This is a genomic window from Nocardia sp. CNY236, assembly GCF_000482385.1.
Classification (GTDB): domain Bacteria; phylum Actinomycetota; class Actinomycetes; order Mycobacteriales; family Mycobacteriaceae; genus Nocardia.
In genome coordinates, this window is the sequence record NZ_AXVD01000002.1 from 12,131 (window position 1) to 26,002 (window position 13,872).

Consider the following 13,872-nt stretch of genomic DNA (forward strand, 5'->3'; position numbering starts at 1 on the left):
TTCGGCGCCGGTGTTGTCGTGCCAGGCGCCTGGCGTACCCCGACCCGACGACCGGCACGGCACGGTCCACGACCGTCACTGGCCGGCTGGGCGATCAGTACGGCGGCACAGTGGGTTTCAATGCCTCCGGGCTACGCGCGCGCAAGGCGCCGAGCCACAGTCCAGCCCCGTAGCCGATGTCGTCGAGTCGCTTGTAGATCACGTATCGCACCGGGTCGAGTCCGCCCGCGTCCCGGTGGGTGAACCAGTCGGCCACGCCATCTGCAATGGCCATGGTGATCGCTATCTGCCGAATCCGCCGAGACAGGATCATCGCCAGGAGCGTGACCGGCCAGTAGTGCCGGCACAGGGCAGAAGCGAGACGCCACAGACCGCCGACGAAGCCGCGCGTCAGATAGATCGCCGCGATCCGGGTGGGATTGTCCAGCTCGGTGAAGACACGACGCAACCGCCCCCAGACCATGATCAATGTCATGATCGCACCCAAGCGCCCCCACACGGTTCGGGTAGCGAACCCGAAGGCGGCCAGCACCGTCCACGACGGCACCGACAGCGGTGAGACCAGTCCCGAGTGCCGCTCGCTCAGCGGCGCGGCGCCGGTACCGTAGAACAGTTTTCGCCCGAACCAGGCACGGAAGCGGACCCGGTGGTCGTGGGCCACATGGGCAGCGGGTTCGTAGCGCAGCCGCCAACCCGCTCGTTCCAATCGCCAGCACAGGTCGACATCTTCGGCAACGTGCATCGACTCGTCGAAGCCGCCCTCGGCCAGCAGCGCCCTGCGACGCACCAGCAGCGCGGCGCTCGGCACGTAGGACACCAGTCCGCGCGAACGCACGGCCGATTCGCGCCGGCCGAGATCGAGCGAGGAACGAGTGTGCTCGTAGCGCGCAAGCGCGGTGGACTTCGGATCCAACGCGACGATTCGCGGAGCGACCAGCGCCACACCTGGATCACTGAAGTGGCCGAGCATCACCTCGAGCCATCCGCTGCGCGGCACGACGTCGGAGTCGAGGAACGCAACGAAGTCGGTTGTCGCCGCGCGCAGACCGGCATTGCGAGCAGCAGCGGGACCACCGCGACGATCGTTGCGCACCACGGTCACTCGGCAACGGGTGCCGCGACTGCGCGGGATCCGGACCGGCACGTCGGAACCATCGTCGACCACGATCACGTGGTGCCCGCGCAACACTGCCAGTAGTCGGGCCAAGCCCTCGGCGTTGTTGCACAGCGGAACAACGATGGTGACCTCCTGCGGCGAGGGCAGCAGCCGAGGGCGGGGATTAGCCACTCCGGAATCGAGCAGCCGCCTGGCAACGACGGCGGACTTCGGGCCGTCGACCTCGAGATATCCGTCGCCGATCATCTCCGCAGCCTCCGGGGCAAGCCGCAGCAACCGAGTTGGCGAGCCACCGATCAGTACCCGCCCACCCGAGTATGCGCGGACCTGAGGATCGAGCCGCACCCCGAATCCATCGGGCAGGCGATCATGGCGCATTCCTCGTATGGTAGGCGGAGATTCGCGCGCGAACATCAACGGACCAGAAATTCCGGCGCACTGTGGGGCGGAATTGTCGACCCACGGGAAGTGCGCCGTGCCGCCATCCGCTCCGGGCTACTACCGCGATGACCCATCCAGCATCCGGCAATCAAACGGCTATCACCCGGTCGCGCAATGGACAATGACAAAATCTCACACTCTGGCATACTTTCAGCAAACTTCATGGTGGCAGGGCACCGGACTCTCGTCGCAGGCACGGGCGGGCAGGCGTTCAGGTGACCATCCGGCCGGGCGCGTCGTATCGAGCGTGAGCGGAATCGGCCCCGTACTGCGCACACGTGGCGCGACGCGGCGCGAATGGTCGACCGACGGGCGGGGGACCACCCGAGCGGTATCGGCCAGCGCCGCCTCGCCATAGCCACGCACGCATTCTGGGTCGGGACCATCGACGGGTATCCCGGTGAAGAACTTCGCCGCCATACAACCGCCCCGGCACGCATCGTAGAAGCCGCACGATGCACATGCCCCACCACCGCTGGGTTCGCGCAACTCGGCAAACAGCTCGGCGGTACGCCACACCGCATCGAACCCCCCGTCGGACACGACGTTTCCGGCGAGAAAACGATCGTGGATGGCGAACGGACAGGCGTAGACGTCACCGACCGGATCGACCAAACAGACCACTCGCCCGGCTCCGCACATGTTCAAACCGGGCAGCGCCTGGCCGTAAGCGGACAGATGGAAGAACGAGTCGCCGGTGAGCACGCCGTCGCCGTTGCGCACCAACCAGTCGTATAGCACACGTTGCAGGTCCGGAGTGGGATGCAAGTCGTCCCAGACATCCGCTCCTCGTCCCGAGGGCCGTAGCCTGGTCAAACGCAAGGTGGCGCCATACCTTTCGGCGATCTCCCGAAAGGTGTCGAGCTGGCCGATATTGTGCCTGGTGGCCACCACCGACAGCTTGGGGTCCGAAAATCCGGCCGAAGCAAGATTTTCCAGCGCGCGCACTGCCATGTCGTAGGAGCCGGCGCCGCGCACCGCGTCGTTGACCGCAGCGTCCGCGCCATCCAGCGATACCTGTACATCGACGTAGTCACTGGCGGCCAGGCGGGTCGCGATCTGTGGAGTGATCCGCACCCCGTTGGTGGAGAATTTCACCCCCACTCGGTGCGCGGTCGCGTAGTCGACCAACTCCCAGAAATCGGGGCGCACAGTGGGCTCGCCACCACCGATGTTCACATAGAACACCTGCATACGCTCGAACTCGTCGATCAATGCCTTGCACTGTTGGGTGGTCAGCTCACGTGGATCCCTGCGTCCCGAAGAGGACAGGCAGTGTACGCACGAAAGATTGCAAGCGTAGGTGAGCTCCCAGGTCAGGCAGATCGGCGCGGTGAGACCGGATTCGAAGCGATCGACCAGGCTCACCGCCCGGTCCGACGGCCCGACTCCTGCTGCTGGCGCCGGCAATATCGAATTCGCGGACGTCGAATTCGCGGACGTCGAATACGCGGACGCCGAATTCGAGCGCGCAGTGCCGGGCGCGGCCGGTGTCCGGGCCGGCGCACCGACGATCATGTTCGAATCGGCCAATCGGGTCAATGCGTCGACGTACGGTTCGGCACGGTCGGTCGCCACGCCAGCGGCAGCCAACGCGGCACGCACCGAGTCGTGCGTCGACAGCGATCGGACGATTTCGACGATCCGTGGATTCTTGAGAAACGAGAGTTTGCGGGTGTCGAAGTGATAGAGCAGCGCACCGAACGGCTCGCTGCGCAGCGCCACCTTCGGATGCAGCTGCCAACGAGAATCGAGATCGAGCATCGTCGACCGCCGTCAGTAGACGCCGCACATGCCGTCGATCGATACCTCTTCGACGAGAGTCTCCTCGATCAACGACTCCTCGGCCGACCGCGCTGCGACGGCCGTCGCTGCGTCGGCGACGTCGGCATCGGCGCGTCCAATGGATTCGAATTCCGGCATGCATACCTCCCGAGAGGACTCTCCGTGTGGCCGGCTACCCACTGCAGCCCGCGATGACACGATAACGTCATCAGCTGACAAAATGAAACACGTTTCACACACCGAAGCAGAAGCCGCCCGCGCGATACGACCACGATGCGCGCCGCGTCGAACATGCGCCGATCGAGTCGGGTCCGGCACTCTAGACTGCGGTGGACAGCAGCTGAGCAGGCGACGAGCGGATGCGCACACGCCGTGGTAGAGGTGGCATGGGAGTCGGACGAATGCAAACGAACGGGGGCGGCGGCACACTGTCGGAGTCCGAGATCGTCGAGGCCGCGCTACGGGTGGTCCGCGAGGACGGTGTGGAAAAACTCTCCATGAGGCGACTGTCTCGCGAACTCGGCGTCTCCCCCATGGCGCCCTATTACTACGTCGCCGACAAACGGGAGTTACTCGACTTGGTGGCCAGTGCGGCACTGAGCGGTGTCCGCACGCCGCCGCCGGAATCTCGGTCGTGGCAATTTCGGCTGCGCGACCTCGTCGACCAGATCGACGAACGGTTGCGCAAACATCCCGGCCTCGGAGACATCCTGATCGAGCAGATGCCGGGCAAACAACTGGATCTCATCGCCGCGATCATGGACGTCCTCGCCGAAGCGGGCTTCTCGGACCGCGATGTTCTCGCCGCCTACGCAACGATCCACACCTACTTGTTCGGACGCAGCCGAGTGAATCCGCGCGACCGTGCCACACCCGCGGGCGTGGCACTGCCTCCCATCGTCGAGCGCGCCACCCGCTATGCAGTCGACCTGCGCGGACGATACTCCTACGACTTCGGCATGGACGTGCTGATCGCTGGCCTGGAGGCTCGGCTTGTCCGGCGTACGACCTCCGACGTACGATGAAACTGAAACACGTTCTAGTTTTGGAGCGGCATGGCGGCTCCGCCACGCTCGAGAGGACCACATGACCACTGTCGAGGTTCCGCACGGTTCGCGCTCGGCGGTACTGCAGGTATCCGCAGTCATCGCCGAGACCGCCGATACCCGTTCATTGGTCTTCGCCGTTCCTCGCGAACTGACCGAGAAGTTTCGGTACTCGCCCGGTCAGTTCCTCACGTTGCGCATCCCCAGCGACAGGACCGGATCGGTCGCTCGATGCTATTCGTTGGCCAGCTCGCCCTACACCGACGATCATCCGAAGGTGACCGTGAAGCGGACCGAAGGCGGTTATGGGTCGAACTGGCTGTGCGACAACGTCGAAGTGGGCGACCAGATCGAAGTATTGCCGCCCTCGGGCATCTTCACTCCCAAGGACCTGGACGAGGACCTGCTGTTGTTCGGGGCGGGCAGCGGCATCACCCCGGTGATGTCCATTCTGAAATCGGCGCTGGCGCGCGGAACCGGCCGCATCGTTCTCGTGTACGCCAACCGCGACGACGAATCGGTGATCTTCGCCGGTGAGCTCCACGACCTGGCAGACAAGCATCCGCAGCGCCTCACCGTGATCCACTGGCTGGAACGCCTCCAAGGACTGCCCACGGCCGATGCACTGGCCACTCTGGTTTCGCCCTATCGCGACCACGAAGCATTCATGTGCGGCCCGAAGCCCTTCATGGATCGCGTACGCGACGCACTCGGACAACTCGGCGTGCCACGTGCGCGGACACACGCCGAAGTGTTCAATTCCCTTGCCGGAGACCCGTTCACCGACAAGGCGCCGATCGAGACGGTCGACGACGACCTGGCCGACGCAGCGACCGTCGAAGTCGAACTCGACGGCGAAGTGCACGAACTGACCTGGCCGCGCCGGCAGACCCTGGTGGAGATCATGCTGGCCAAAGGATTGGACGTACCGTATTCCTGCCAAGAAGGCGAGTGCGGGTCGTGTGCCTGCACAGTCGTGGAGGGCGCGGTCGACATGGACAATGCCGAGATCCTGGACCCGCAGGACATCGAGGACGGCTACATCCTCGGCTGCCAGGCGCATCCGGTGACCGACCACCTGAAAATCCAGTTCTGACCTCGACCGGCGCCCAGCGGACCGACACCGGACACCGAGATCCGAACAGCCGTCAGTGTCGTGCCCCCAGGATGCGGCCCGACTCGAATGCCGCTGCGCCCGCCGGTAGCGCACCCGGCCTGCCGCTGGTGAGCACACGGACCGTCCCCTGCCCGGCGCTCGGACGACCGAGCGCTTCGATTCGACGAATGGTCTGGCTGGCCACGGCGTGCGCGCTGTCGAACAGGCGCACTCCCGCCGGAAGCGCAGCCATGATCGCGTCGGACACCAGCGGATAGTGGGTACAGCCGAGGACGATACCCGAGACTCCCGATGGCGTCCGGGCGGCTGCGCTCGCGATCGCCTCTCGGGCAGCGGCCAAGTCACCGCGGTCGATTGCGTCGGCCAACCCATGGCACGCCACACCGACGACATCGGCATCCCCGCCGAACTTCGCGATGAGATCCGCCTGATAGCGACTCGCCGTGGTCGCCGCGGTGGCCCACACCGCCACCGACCGGCATCGCGCTGCGGCCGGCTTGATCGCAGGCACCGTACCGATCACCGGAACGTCGGGACCCACCTCGGCACGAACATGGTCCAACGCCGTCACGCTGGCGGTGTTGCACGGCAACACGAGCACCTCGGCGCCGGCGTGCAACGACGTCCGAGCGGCGTCCACCACCCGCTCGATCACCCAATTCTCCGATTTCGGACCCCACGGCGCACCATCCGGGTCCAGCTGCAGCAGCAGATCCACATCCGGCCGCAACGTGCGCAACCAGGCGGAGGTGGGCAGCAACCCCAGACCCGAATCGATGAGCGCGACGATCACCGAACCACCGTAGTACAGCCCATCGCGGACTCAGCTCAGCGCGAGCAGCTCGGTGACCGGGGTAGGCGTGGCGAGCATGGGCCGCGCGCGCATGACCTGAGCGGTCATGCCCGCGCCGACCACACCACTCAAAACACCCTCTCGGGCGTAGTATGCAAGGAATTTTCGCCCGTCGTCGGCAACGACGTGGACGTCGTCGCCGACGCTCGGGGTGCCGAGGGACTGAATCTTGACGTCGTACTGGTCGCTCCAGAAGTACGGAACCCGGGCGGTTGCGGGCCGCTCGACCCCGAGCAATGCACAAGCGAGACGTTTGGCCTGCTCGCCGGCACTGGTCCAGTGCTCGACTCGGCGACACACGCCGGTCTCGTCTCGCCAGGCTGCCACGTCACCGACTGCCCACACGCCTTCGGCGGACGTGCGCCCGACTTCATCGGTCGGCACGCCGCCACCGACCGAGGTCGTGGTGAGTTCGATACCGGAGCCGGCCAGCCAATCGGTCTCCGGGCGTGAGCCGACCCCGACTACCACCAGGTCCACGGCGACTTCCGTTCCATCGGACAACTGCGCAGCTCGCACCCGCCCGGTGTCGTCGCCGTGTAGTGTGATCAAACCGGTGCCACACCGCAGGTCGACGCCTTCCTCACGATGCATCCGCGCGATCAATGCGCCCACGTGGGTACCGAGCACCGAAGCCAATGGGGTCGCCTGCGGCTCGACCATCACGGCCTCGGCTCCGATCGCGCGGAAGCTCGCGGCCAGTTCGCAGCCGATGAACCCTGCGCCGACCAGGAGCGCTGTTGCGGAGGCGGTCACCTCGCTGCGCAGTGCGACCGCATCGGCGTGGCTACGCAATACGTGGAGCCCGGTGAGCTCGGGCAGATCGGGCAGGTGTCGCGGTCGTAATCCGGTGGCAATGATCAGGTGCTCGTAGTCCAGCGCGGCGCCGGAGGCCAGTTGGACCCGCCGTGCGGTCGGGTCGATTCCCACCGCCGCGGTTCCCAACCGAATATCGATGCGCTTGTCCGGGAAGAACGCGCTCGGACGCAGCGTCGTGTCATCGACTTCACCACGCATGAACTGCTTGGACAACGGCGGGCGATCATATGGCAACCGGTCCTCGTCGCCGACGAGCACGAGGCCGCCGTCGTAGCCTGCGCGCCGTAGCTCCTCAGCGGTGCGCAAGCCGGCGAGCCCGGCCCCGACGATCACGATCGGCGCAGTCATGCAGCCATCCCTTCGCATGAACCTGGCCGCCGACGACGAGCAGCCGGCAGCGCTCCTCGCAGTCACCCTAACCGTTACCCTCGTCGACCTTCGTGTGAGGAATATCATTGCGATTGTGCCGACTCTGTGGTGCTCAATCGTAGCCTTTCTGGTATTGATCGGTCGGCCAATCAGGGTATATACCCAAGTCAGGAGATATATCCAGCCCGAGGAGGCATCTATGTTCACCGAGAGCCGCGCGCAAGATTTCCTGGCTGTCGTGCTCGGGATCTTCGCCGCACTGTCACCCATCTGGGTGGAGACCACCGCGAACGCACGGTGGTCGCTGATCGTGCTCGGCGTCGTCATCGCTCTCACCGGTCTCGCGCAAATGGTCCGTCCCAGCATGGCATCGGCGGACTACGTGATGGGCTTGTCCGGTGTGCTGCTGTTCATTTCACCCTGGGTCATGGACTTCACCGATTACCGGGGCGCGTCCTGGACCGCATGGGTGGTCGGGGTCGTAACAGCGGTGGTGGCAATTGCGGCACTACCCATGGTGTCGGGACGCCTGCACGGCACGGCTGCGCATCAGTGATCCCTACCGCACAGATCCGCCATCGCTGATGCACAAGCCCAAACCCCGGCGCTCCGGGCGCCGGCGCAGCGCGAAAATCGATGGCGACGCCCGGCAACTGATTCTCGATGCCGCGGAGAAGCTCTTCGCGGCACAGGGATTCGACGCTACCGCGACAGCAGCCATCGCCGCCGCGGCCAGCGTTCCCAAGGGGCTCGTCTTCTACTACTTCCCGACCAAGGAATCGATCCTGTCGACACTGATGTCCGAGCGTGTTCCCGTCGCGCCGATCGAGGACATCGATACCCTGGTCGCGCGGGGCGACCCCGCGACGAGCCTGGTCAATCTCGATGCCGCGGTGAACCTGCGCGACCATCACTCGTCGGTATTGCGGGTGATCCTCTGGCGAGAGGCCGACACCCACCCCGATGTGCGCCGTCAAGTGCGTCGACTGCGCGATCAACTGCTGGACGTGACCATCAGAGTGTTGCAGGCGAGTGCACCCGCCCCGGTCCGGCCCGGCACACTGCGCGCGTGTGCCGCGGCGTGGGTCTCGGCGATGCTCACCATTTCCAGCACGGACCGGCTGCACGCACTGGACGGCCTGCCCCTGCCCACCACGGAAGAGATCCTGAATGTCGCTCGTGTGGTCGCTGCCGGGATGGCCCAGATGGGATGAACCCGCGGTTGCCGTGACGATCGGCCCGCGGTGGCCTCGATCCATCGGCAACCGTCTCGCCCGGCCGGCACGTAAGGTACCCAGCATGGTGCCTAGCGAGATGTCCGAGACGGTGCAATCGGTCATCGAGTCCGCTCTGCTCGATGGAGCGCGAAAATATACGCGGGTCGAGGTCGCCGAGCGGTCCGGAACCAACACAACGCTGACCGGGCGGTTGTGGCGGGCACTCGGCTTTCCGTCCAGTTCCAGTGAACACGCGGTCGACTACACCGAAGCCGACATCACCGCGGTCCGCACATTCGAGCAATTGGCCGTGCTGTCGTCGGCCGGCCAACGCAACCAGGCGGCTACCGCGCGCACGCTCGGCCAGGGCATGGCCCGCTTGGCGGAGTGGCAGGTCGATCTGGTGCTGTCGGAAATTGCCGACCAGGTCGCGGACGCCGACCCTGCCGCCGACCCCCGCGAGACGGTGCGCACCGCTACCGAAGGCGCCATCGCCACACTGGAACAGTTGAACGTCTACGCGTGGCGCAGGCACCTGGCCGAGGCATTGTCGCGCTCGATGGATACCGGGGCGACTGCGGGCGACCCGGTGCGCGAACTGGCCGTAGGTTTCGCCGACATGGTCGGATACACCCGACTGACCAGACACCTGCACCCCGACGAGTTGTCCACTCTGCTGGAGGCATTCGAGTCCACGACCACCACGGCCATCACCGAAGACGGCGGCTGGGTGATCAAACATGTCGGCGACGAGGTCATGTTCGCCGCGGAGAGCGCCGCGGACGCCGCCCGCATCGCCTTGGCGATCCAAGAATCGACCATGATGGTCGCCGGTACCCCGGAGCTGCGGGTCGCCCTCGCCTTCGGCCCCGTATTACACCGCTTCGGCGATTTGTACGGCTCGGTGGTGAACACCGCCTCCCGGCTCACCGGCGTGGCACGCCCGGGCACCATCCTCATCGATGACGGTGCGGCCGATGCATTGGAAAGCGACACGGAGTTCGACATCAAACACCTGCGCAGTGTCCGGGTGCGCGGATTCAACCGGCTACGACCGCATCTGCTGCGCCGTCCCGACACGGTCGAACGATAGACCTCCGCCGGACGCCGGATCCCCCGAGGTCGGCACCGTATCCGGTCGCCCTAGGCTCGTCCGGTGGACATGAACTGGTCACGGCTGCGCGTGCGCTGCCTCGTCGAGGAAGACGCGGCGGTGCTGGCGCTGCACAAGCCGGCGGGGATCTCGGTCACCGGCGAACGCCACGACACCGACCTCGTCGAACTCGCGGCCGCCGCGGACGAGACGCTCTACCCGGTGCACCGGATCGACAAAGTAACCTCCGGCCTGATCCTTTTCGCCAAGGAGCTCGGCGCCCACGGCGAGCTGACCAGGCAATTCAACAAACAGACCGCCGAGAAGGTCTACCTGGCCATTGTCGAGACCACCGGACTACCGGACACCGGGGTGATCGATCTGCCACTCGGCGTCGGGCGCAAGAACCGAGTGCGGATCGCGGCCCCGCGGGAGCGGATCCAACACGACGCGAGCCGTTGGTTCATCGATGACGCCGATCTACGTCCCGGTAAGCACTACCCGGCGCTGACACACTTCACGACGGTGCTGCGTGGCCGCGGACGTACTGTGCTCGCTCTGCGCCCGATCACCGGGCGGCGGCACCAGATTCGCGTCCACTTGGCGTGGATCGGGCATCCGATCGTCGGAGACCCGCTGTTCGATCGGTCCGGCACCCACGAGCGAACCTACTTGCACTCGTGGCGGCTCGGCCTGAAAGCCTCGTGGCGCACACCACCCTACCTGGGTCTGGCAGCCGAGCCCGATGGCGAATTCTGGGGGCCAGTGGACCGATCCGCCGACGAACCGACCCTGCATCGCGCGACCGAGACCCTGTGCGCGCCCCACGAGTCCACTCGTCGTGACGAGTCCCGAACCGGTACCGGGCAAGGCCGCAACGAGTAGTCGCACGGTGCGCTCGTGGTTTCAGCCAACCGATGCGAAGTATCCGACCGCAGCCCCGGCCAGTACCAGAAATGTCACTGGGAATGCGACATTGTGCACGACCCGGGTTCGGATATGAACGCCGACCGCGACGACGAAAAACCCTACGAGCCCGACTGCCGCCGCGAGGCCGAGTGAGCGCATGCCGAACAGTCCCAGCACGAGCCCGACCACACCGGCGCCCTCCAGGACGGCGAGGTAGGGAATCCACTTCGGAGCGAGCCCGACCTCGGCGGAGTTCTTCATCATGAACTCGGCCTTGACCGATTTGGCGCCGACCTCGAAGGTATTGGCGACAATGCACACCATGGTGGCCGCGAGCAGACTGCCTTCGACGATCGTCATTTCACGTACCCACCCGACACGGTGCACGACCGCGGTGCGACAGCAGCGTCCGCGCGCGCTCGGCGTGTGTTGTGCAACGGTCTGTGTTCGACCTCGGTGGTGTGCCGGGTCATCTGTATGCTCATTACTTGCTCCTTCGTGTGCGGACCTATCGGATCTGGATCTGTCTCACCTGTCCTGACGTTCGCTGCACACGAAAGGTGACCCCGCAGTGGATCTGATCGAGAAATTCGAGGCAGCCCGACCGCACCTGCTCTCGCTGGCCTTTCGTATCGTCGGCTCGTCGCACGACGCCGAGGACGCGGTGCAGGCCGCGTGGGTGCGCGCCCAGACCGCGGCTCCGGCACAGTTGGAGAACCCCGACGGGTGGTTCACCACCGTGACCGCGCGGCTATGTCTGGACCACCTGCGATCCCGCCAGCGTCGCGGCGAAGTCGAACTACCGTCCGATGAACTGCCCGATGAGCGACTCACTGCCGACGAAGAGTTCATTCGACGCGAGGATGTCTCGAGAGCGTTGCTGGTGGTGCTGAGCGAGCTGTCGCCCAAGCAGCGAGTGGCCTATGTGCTGCACGATCTGTTCGCGGTTCCCTTCGAGCAGATCGCGAGCGTGCTCGACACCACCCCGGTTTCGGCCAAGAAGCTGGCCAGTCGCGCCCGAACTCGGCTGCGCGGCGCCGAGCACCGCGACCACGACCAGTTCGCGCAGCATCTCGAGGTCGTCGAGGCGTTCCTCACGGCGGCGCGCGGCGGAGACATCGATCGCCTCGTCGCCCTGATGGCGCCGGATGCGGTCCGTACCACAGATTCACGTCTCCTGCCGGACGGGGCGCCCCAGCGAGTTCGGGGCGCCCGGGCGGTCGCCGAAGAAACGCGCAGCTTCCTCGACCGTATTCGCGTCACCGACCCCGCAGTTGTGGCGGGATCTCCGGGCGCGATCATCGCTCCTGGCGGGCACCCGGTGGCCACCATCCGTTTCGACATCCGCGACAGCCACATCGAGGCCATCGAGATCACGGCCTACAAGCCAGGAGACCTTTCCCGCATCCTGGGCCACACCACCGTCGGGACCGGCTGAGCCACCGAACGATACCCGGGGCCGAAATCCGCCAGCTTCGGCAGCGTTCGAGTTGCACGCTCTTAGCCATGGATCTCGGTTTACAGAACAAGGTTGCGGTGGTCACCGGCGCGTCGAAAGGTATCGGACTGGCCACGACTCGTACTCTGCACGACGAGGGCGCACTGGTGGTTGCCGCGTCACGTCGCTCCTCCCCGGAACTGGACGCGCTGGCCGGAGAACGGCTCGTACACGTCGCGGTCGACCTGGCCACCCCACACGGCCCGGACCACGCGATCGCAGAGGCACAGCGCGTGTTCGGCGGACTCGACGTACTGGTCAACAATGCCGGCGGTCCCCCACCCGGCGCCGTGTTGCCACGCTTCTCGTTCACTGGACTCACCGATGCGGACTGGTTTGCCATGCTGGACTTCAACCTGATGTCCACCGTGCGGGCGACCCGGGCTGCCATCCCATTGCTGCTCGGGCGCGGCGGCGGCGCAATCGTCAACGTCAGCTCGACCCTCGCAATCGCCGCCAGCGGGGTCAACGTCGACTACGGTGCCGCGAAAGCGGCGGTCGGGAACCTGACCCAGGCACTGTCGGAAGAGTTCGGTCCGCAAGGCATCCGGGTCAACTCGGTGATCCCGGGGCCGGCCCGCACACCCTGGTGGACCGAGGACGGCGGGGCCGCCGATGTGTTCGCTGCCGCGGCCGGCACCGACCGCGACACGATCTTGGACGGCAAAGCGGCCGAGATGATGCAACTGACCACCGGCCGGCTCATCGAACCACAGGAAGTCGCCGATGCCATCGTGCTCTTGTGCTCGCCCCGCTCGGCGAGCACGACGGGCTCGGCGGTCCTCGTCGACGCGGGCCAGATCAAGGCGGTCTGATCGCTGGTCGGCCAGGACGCTTCCCGACTCGATCGGGATGGTTCAGCGGACCCGAGCCGGGTAAACCGGGTGACAGACCGCACGTCGAGCGCGAGGACTCGCATGGCCGACCTACCCGCCGCACTGATGAAAGCCGCGTTCGCGGCCGGGGCACGCATCCGGCATGCGCGAGTGTTCTATCCGAACGGCCTGCACCTGGCCGGCTGCCTGCGCGCGGCGGCCGAATTCGAGCCACTGTTGGGCAGTGGTGACCGCCCGGTCGTCGCGCGGCTGTCCAAGGGCGTCGGCACGCCGGGCAGCCTGCCCGACGTCCTCGGGTTGGCCTTCCGGGTGCTCGACCGTGCGGACCGTCCCTGGGACTTCGTGCTGACCACCACAGGTCGGGGACCGCTGGGCCGGCTGGTGATCACCCCGGCCCGCGGATGGGCACGCGCGCATTACGGCTGCATCGTGCCCTATCGAATCGACCAGGTTGCCCCGACCTGGTTGTTCGCCGACCCCGACCTCGACCAACCCACATCGGCATCGTTGGCAGCGATGAATGCCCGTATGCGCGAAGACCTGGTGGGCTTCACGCTCACCGCCAGTCGAATCGGCAAGCCACCCCGCCTCCTCGGCGAGCTCGTCTTGCGGCCTGTCCGACCAACCGAATCCGGGACCGACGACTTCGACCCGGTGCACAATCACCCGCCCGAGGTGACACTGGTCCCAGCAGTCGTCGAGAGGCTCCGAGAATTCGCCTACCCCGGCAGCCGCAGCGAACGGGAATGACCTACCCCACCGACAGCTGGCG

General features: G+C 66.1%; 16 protein-coding genes and 1 pseudogene. 9 read left to right on the plus strand and 8 right to left on the minus strand.

Annotation, left to right across the window (positions count from 1 at the left end):
• Positions 1-94: 94 nt before the first annotated feature.
• The 4 genes and pseudogenes from mftF to mftA all read right to left on the minus strand — a co-directional run bounded on the left by mftF (position 95) and on the right by mftA (position 3,463).
• Positions 95-1,495, minus strand: coding sequence for a mycofactocin biosynthesis glycosyltransferase MftF (mftF, locus tag K940_RS0101835; RefSeq protein ID WP_028476110.1), 1,401 nt, complete (start codon positions 1,493-1,495; stop codon positions 95-97).
• Between the two features lie 213 nt (positions 1,496-1,708).
• Complete coding sequence (gene mftC / locus K940_RS0101840; RefSeq protein WP_051406822.1) at positions 1,709-2,971, minus strand: mycofactocin radical SAM maturase; 1,263 nt, start codon at positions 2,969-2,971, stop codon at positions 1,709-1,711.
• A gap of 108 nt (positions 2,972-3,079) precedes the next feature.
• Positions 3,080-3,322, minus strand: a pseudogene (mftB, locus tag K940_RS33415) (mycofactocin biosynthesis chaperone MftB); the annotation flags it as partial.
• Positions 3,323-3,334: 12 nt separating this feature from the next.
• Positions 3,335-3,463, minus strand: coding sequence for a mycofactocin precursor MftA (gene mftA / locus K940_RS33420; RefSeq protein WP_231390222.1), 129 nt, complete (start codon positions 3,461-3,463; stop codon positions 3,335-3,337).
• A 281-nt stretch (positions 3,464-3,744) separates the two neighbouring features.
• On the opposite strand from mftA, the gene mftR2 reads away from it, so the two are divergent.
• Together mftR2 and K940_RS0101855 are read left to right on the plus strand one after the other, a co-directional pair.
• Positions 3,745-4,368, plus strand: a complete 624-nt coding sequence (gene mftR2 / locus K940_RS0101850) for a mycofactocin system transcriptional regulator MftR2 (RefSeq protein ID WP_028476112.1) — start codon at positions 3,745-3,747, stop codon at positions 4,366-4,368.
• 61 nt (positions 4,369-4,429) lie between these two features.
• Positions 4,430-5,485, plus strand: coding sequence for a ferredoxin--NADP reductase (locus K940_RS0101855; protein ID WP_028476113.1), 1,056 nt, complete (start codon positions 4,430-4,432; stop codon positions 5,483-5,485).
• Between the two features lie 52 nt (positions 5,486-5,537).
• On the opposite strand, the gene K940_RS0101860 is transcribed toward K940_RS0101855, so the two are convergent.
• A complete protein-coding gene (locus K940_RS0101860; protein WP_028476114.1) occupies positions 5,538-6,299 on the minus strand; it encodes a glutamate racemase in 762 nt (253 codons plus the stop codon).
• Between the two features lie 30 nt (positions 6,300-6,329).
• Positions 6,330-7,526, minus strand: a complete 1,197-nt coding sequence (locus K940_RS0101865) for an NAD(P)/FAD-dependent oxidoreductase (protein ID WP_028476115.1) — start codon at positions 7,524-7,526, stop codon at positions 6,330-6,332.
• A gap of 220 nt (positions 7,527-7,746) precedes the next feature.
• Here K940_RS0101865 and K940_RS0101870 point away from each other — a divergent pair, with 220 nt between their 5' ends.
• The 4 genes from K940_RS0101870 to K940_RS26630 all read left to right on the plus strand — a co-directional run bounded on the left by K940_RS0101870 (position 7,747) and on the right by K940_RS26630 (position 10,742).
• Complete coding sequence (locus K940_RS0101870; RefSeq protein ID WP_028476116.1) at positions 7,747-8,103, plus strand: SPW repeat protein; 357 nt, start codon at positions 7,747-7,749, stop codon at positions 8,101-8,103.
• A 28-nt stretch (positions 8,104-8,131) separates the two neighbouring features.
• On the plus strand, positions 8,132-8,761 hold the full coding sequence (locus K940_RS0101875) for a TetR/AcrR family transcriptional regulator (protein ID WP_028476117.1): 630 nt from the start codon (positions 8,132-8,134) through the stop codon (positions 8,759-8,761).
• A gap of 85 nt (positions 8,762-8,846) precedes the next feature.
• Entirely contained in the window at positions 8,847-9,857 is a 1,011-nt protein-coding gene (locus K940_RS0101880; RefSeq protein ID WP_081706116.1) for an adenylate/guanylate cyclase domain-containing protein, read from the plus strand.
• A gap of 69 nt (positions 9,858-9,926) precedes the next feature.
• On the plus strand, positions 9,927-10,742 hold the full coding sequence (locus tag K940_RS26630) for an RluA family pseudouridine synthase (RefSeq protein ID WP_081706117.1): 816 nt from the start codon (positions 9,927-9,929) through the stop codon (positions 10,740-10,742).
• A 21-nt stretch (positions 10,743-10,763) separates the two neighbouring features.
• Here K940_RS26630 and K940_RS0101890 read toward each other — a convergent pair whose 3' ends face one another.
• Complete coding sequence (locus K940_RS0101890) at positions 10,764-11,126, minus strand: DoxX family protein (protein ID WP_028476119.1); 363 nt, start codon at positions 11,124-11,126, stop codon at positions 10,764-10,766.
• On the minus strand, positions 11,123-11,251 hold the full coding sequence (locus tag K940_RS33885; protein ID WP_255342570.1) for a hypothetical protein: 129 nt from the start codon (positions 11,249-11,251) through the stop codon (positions 11,123-11,125). Before K940_RS33885 ends, K940_RS0101890 begins: the two co-directional genes overlap by 4 nt.
• An 86-nt stretch (positions 11,252-11,337) precedes the next feature.
• Here K940_RS33885 and K940_RS26635 point away from each other — a divergent pair, with 86 nt between their 5' ends.
• The 3 genes from K940_RS26635 to K940_RS0101910 all read left to right on the plus strand — a co-directional run bounded on the left by K940_RS26635 (position 11,338) and on the right by K940_RS0101910 (position 13,850).
• The gene (locus tag K940_RS26635) at positions 11,338-12,204 is read left to right on the plus strand and encodes a sigma-70 family RNA polymerase sigma factor (protein WP_036527254.1); all 867 of its coding nucleotides are present in this window, start codon (positions 11,338-11,340) and stop codon (positions 12,202-12,204) included.
• Between the two features lie 68 nt (positions 12,205-12,272).
• Positions 12,273-13,079, plus strand: coding sequence for an SDR family NAD(P)-dependent oxidoreductase (locus tag K940_RS0101905; protein ID WP_028476120.1), 807 nt, complete (start codon positions 12,273-12,275; stop codon positions 13,077-13,079).
• A 102-nt stretch (positions 13,080-13,181) separates the two neighbouring features.
• Positions 13,182-13,850, plus strand: a complete 669-nt coding sequence (locus tag K940_RS0101910) for a hypothetical protein (protein ID WP_028476121.1) — start codon at positions 13,182-13,184, stop codon at positions 13,848-13,850.
• Positions 13,851-13,872 lie beyond the last annotated feature (22 nt).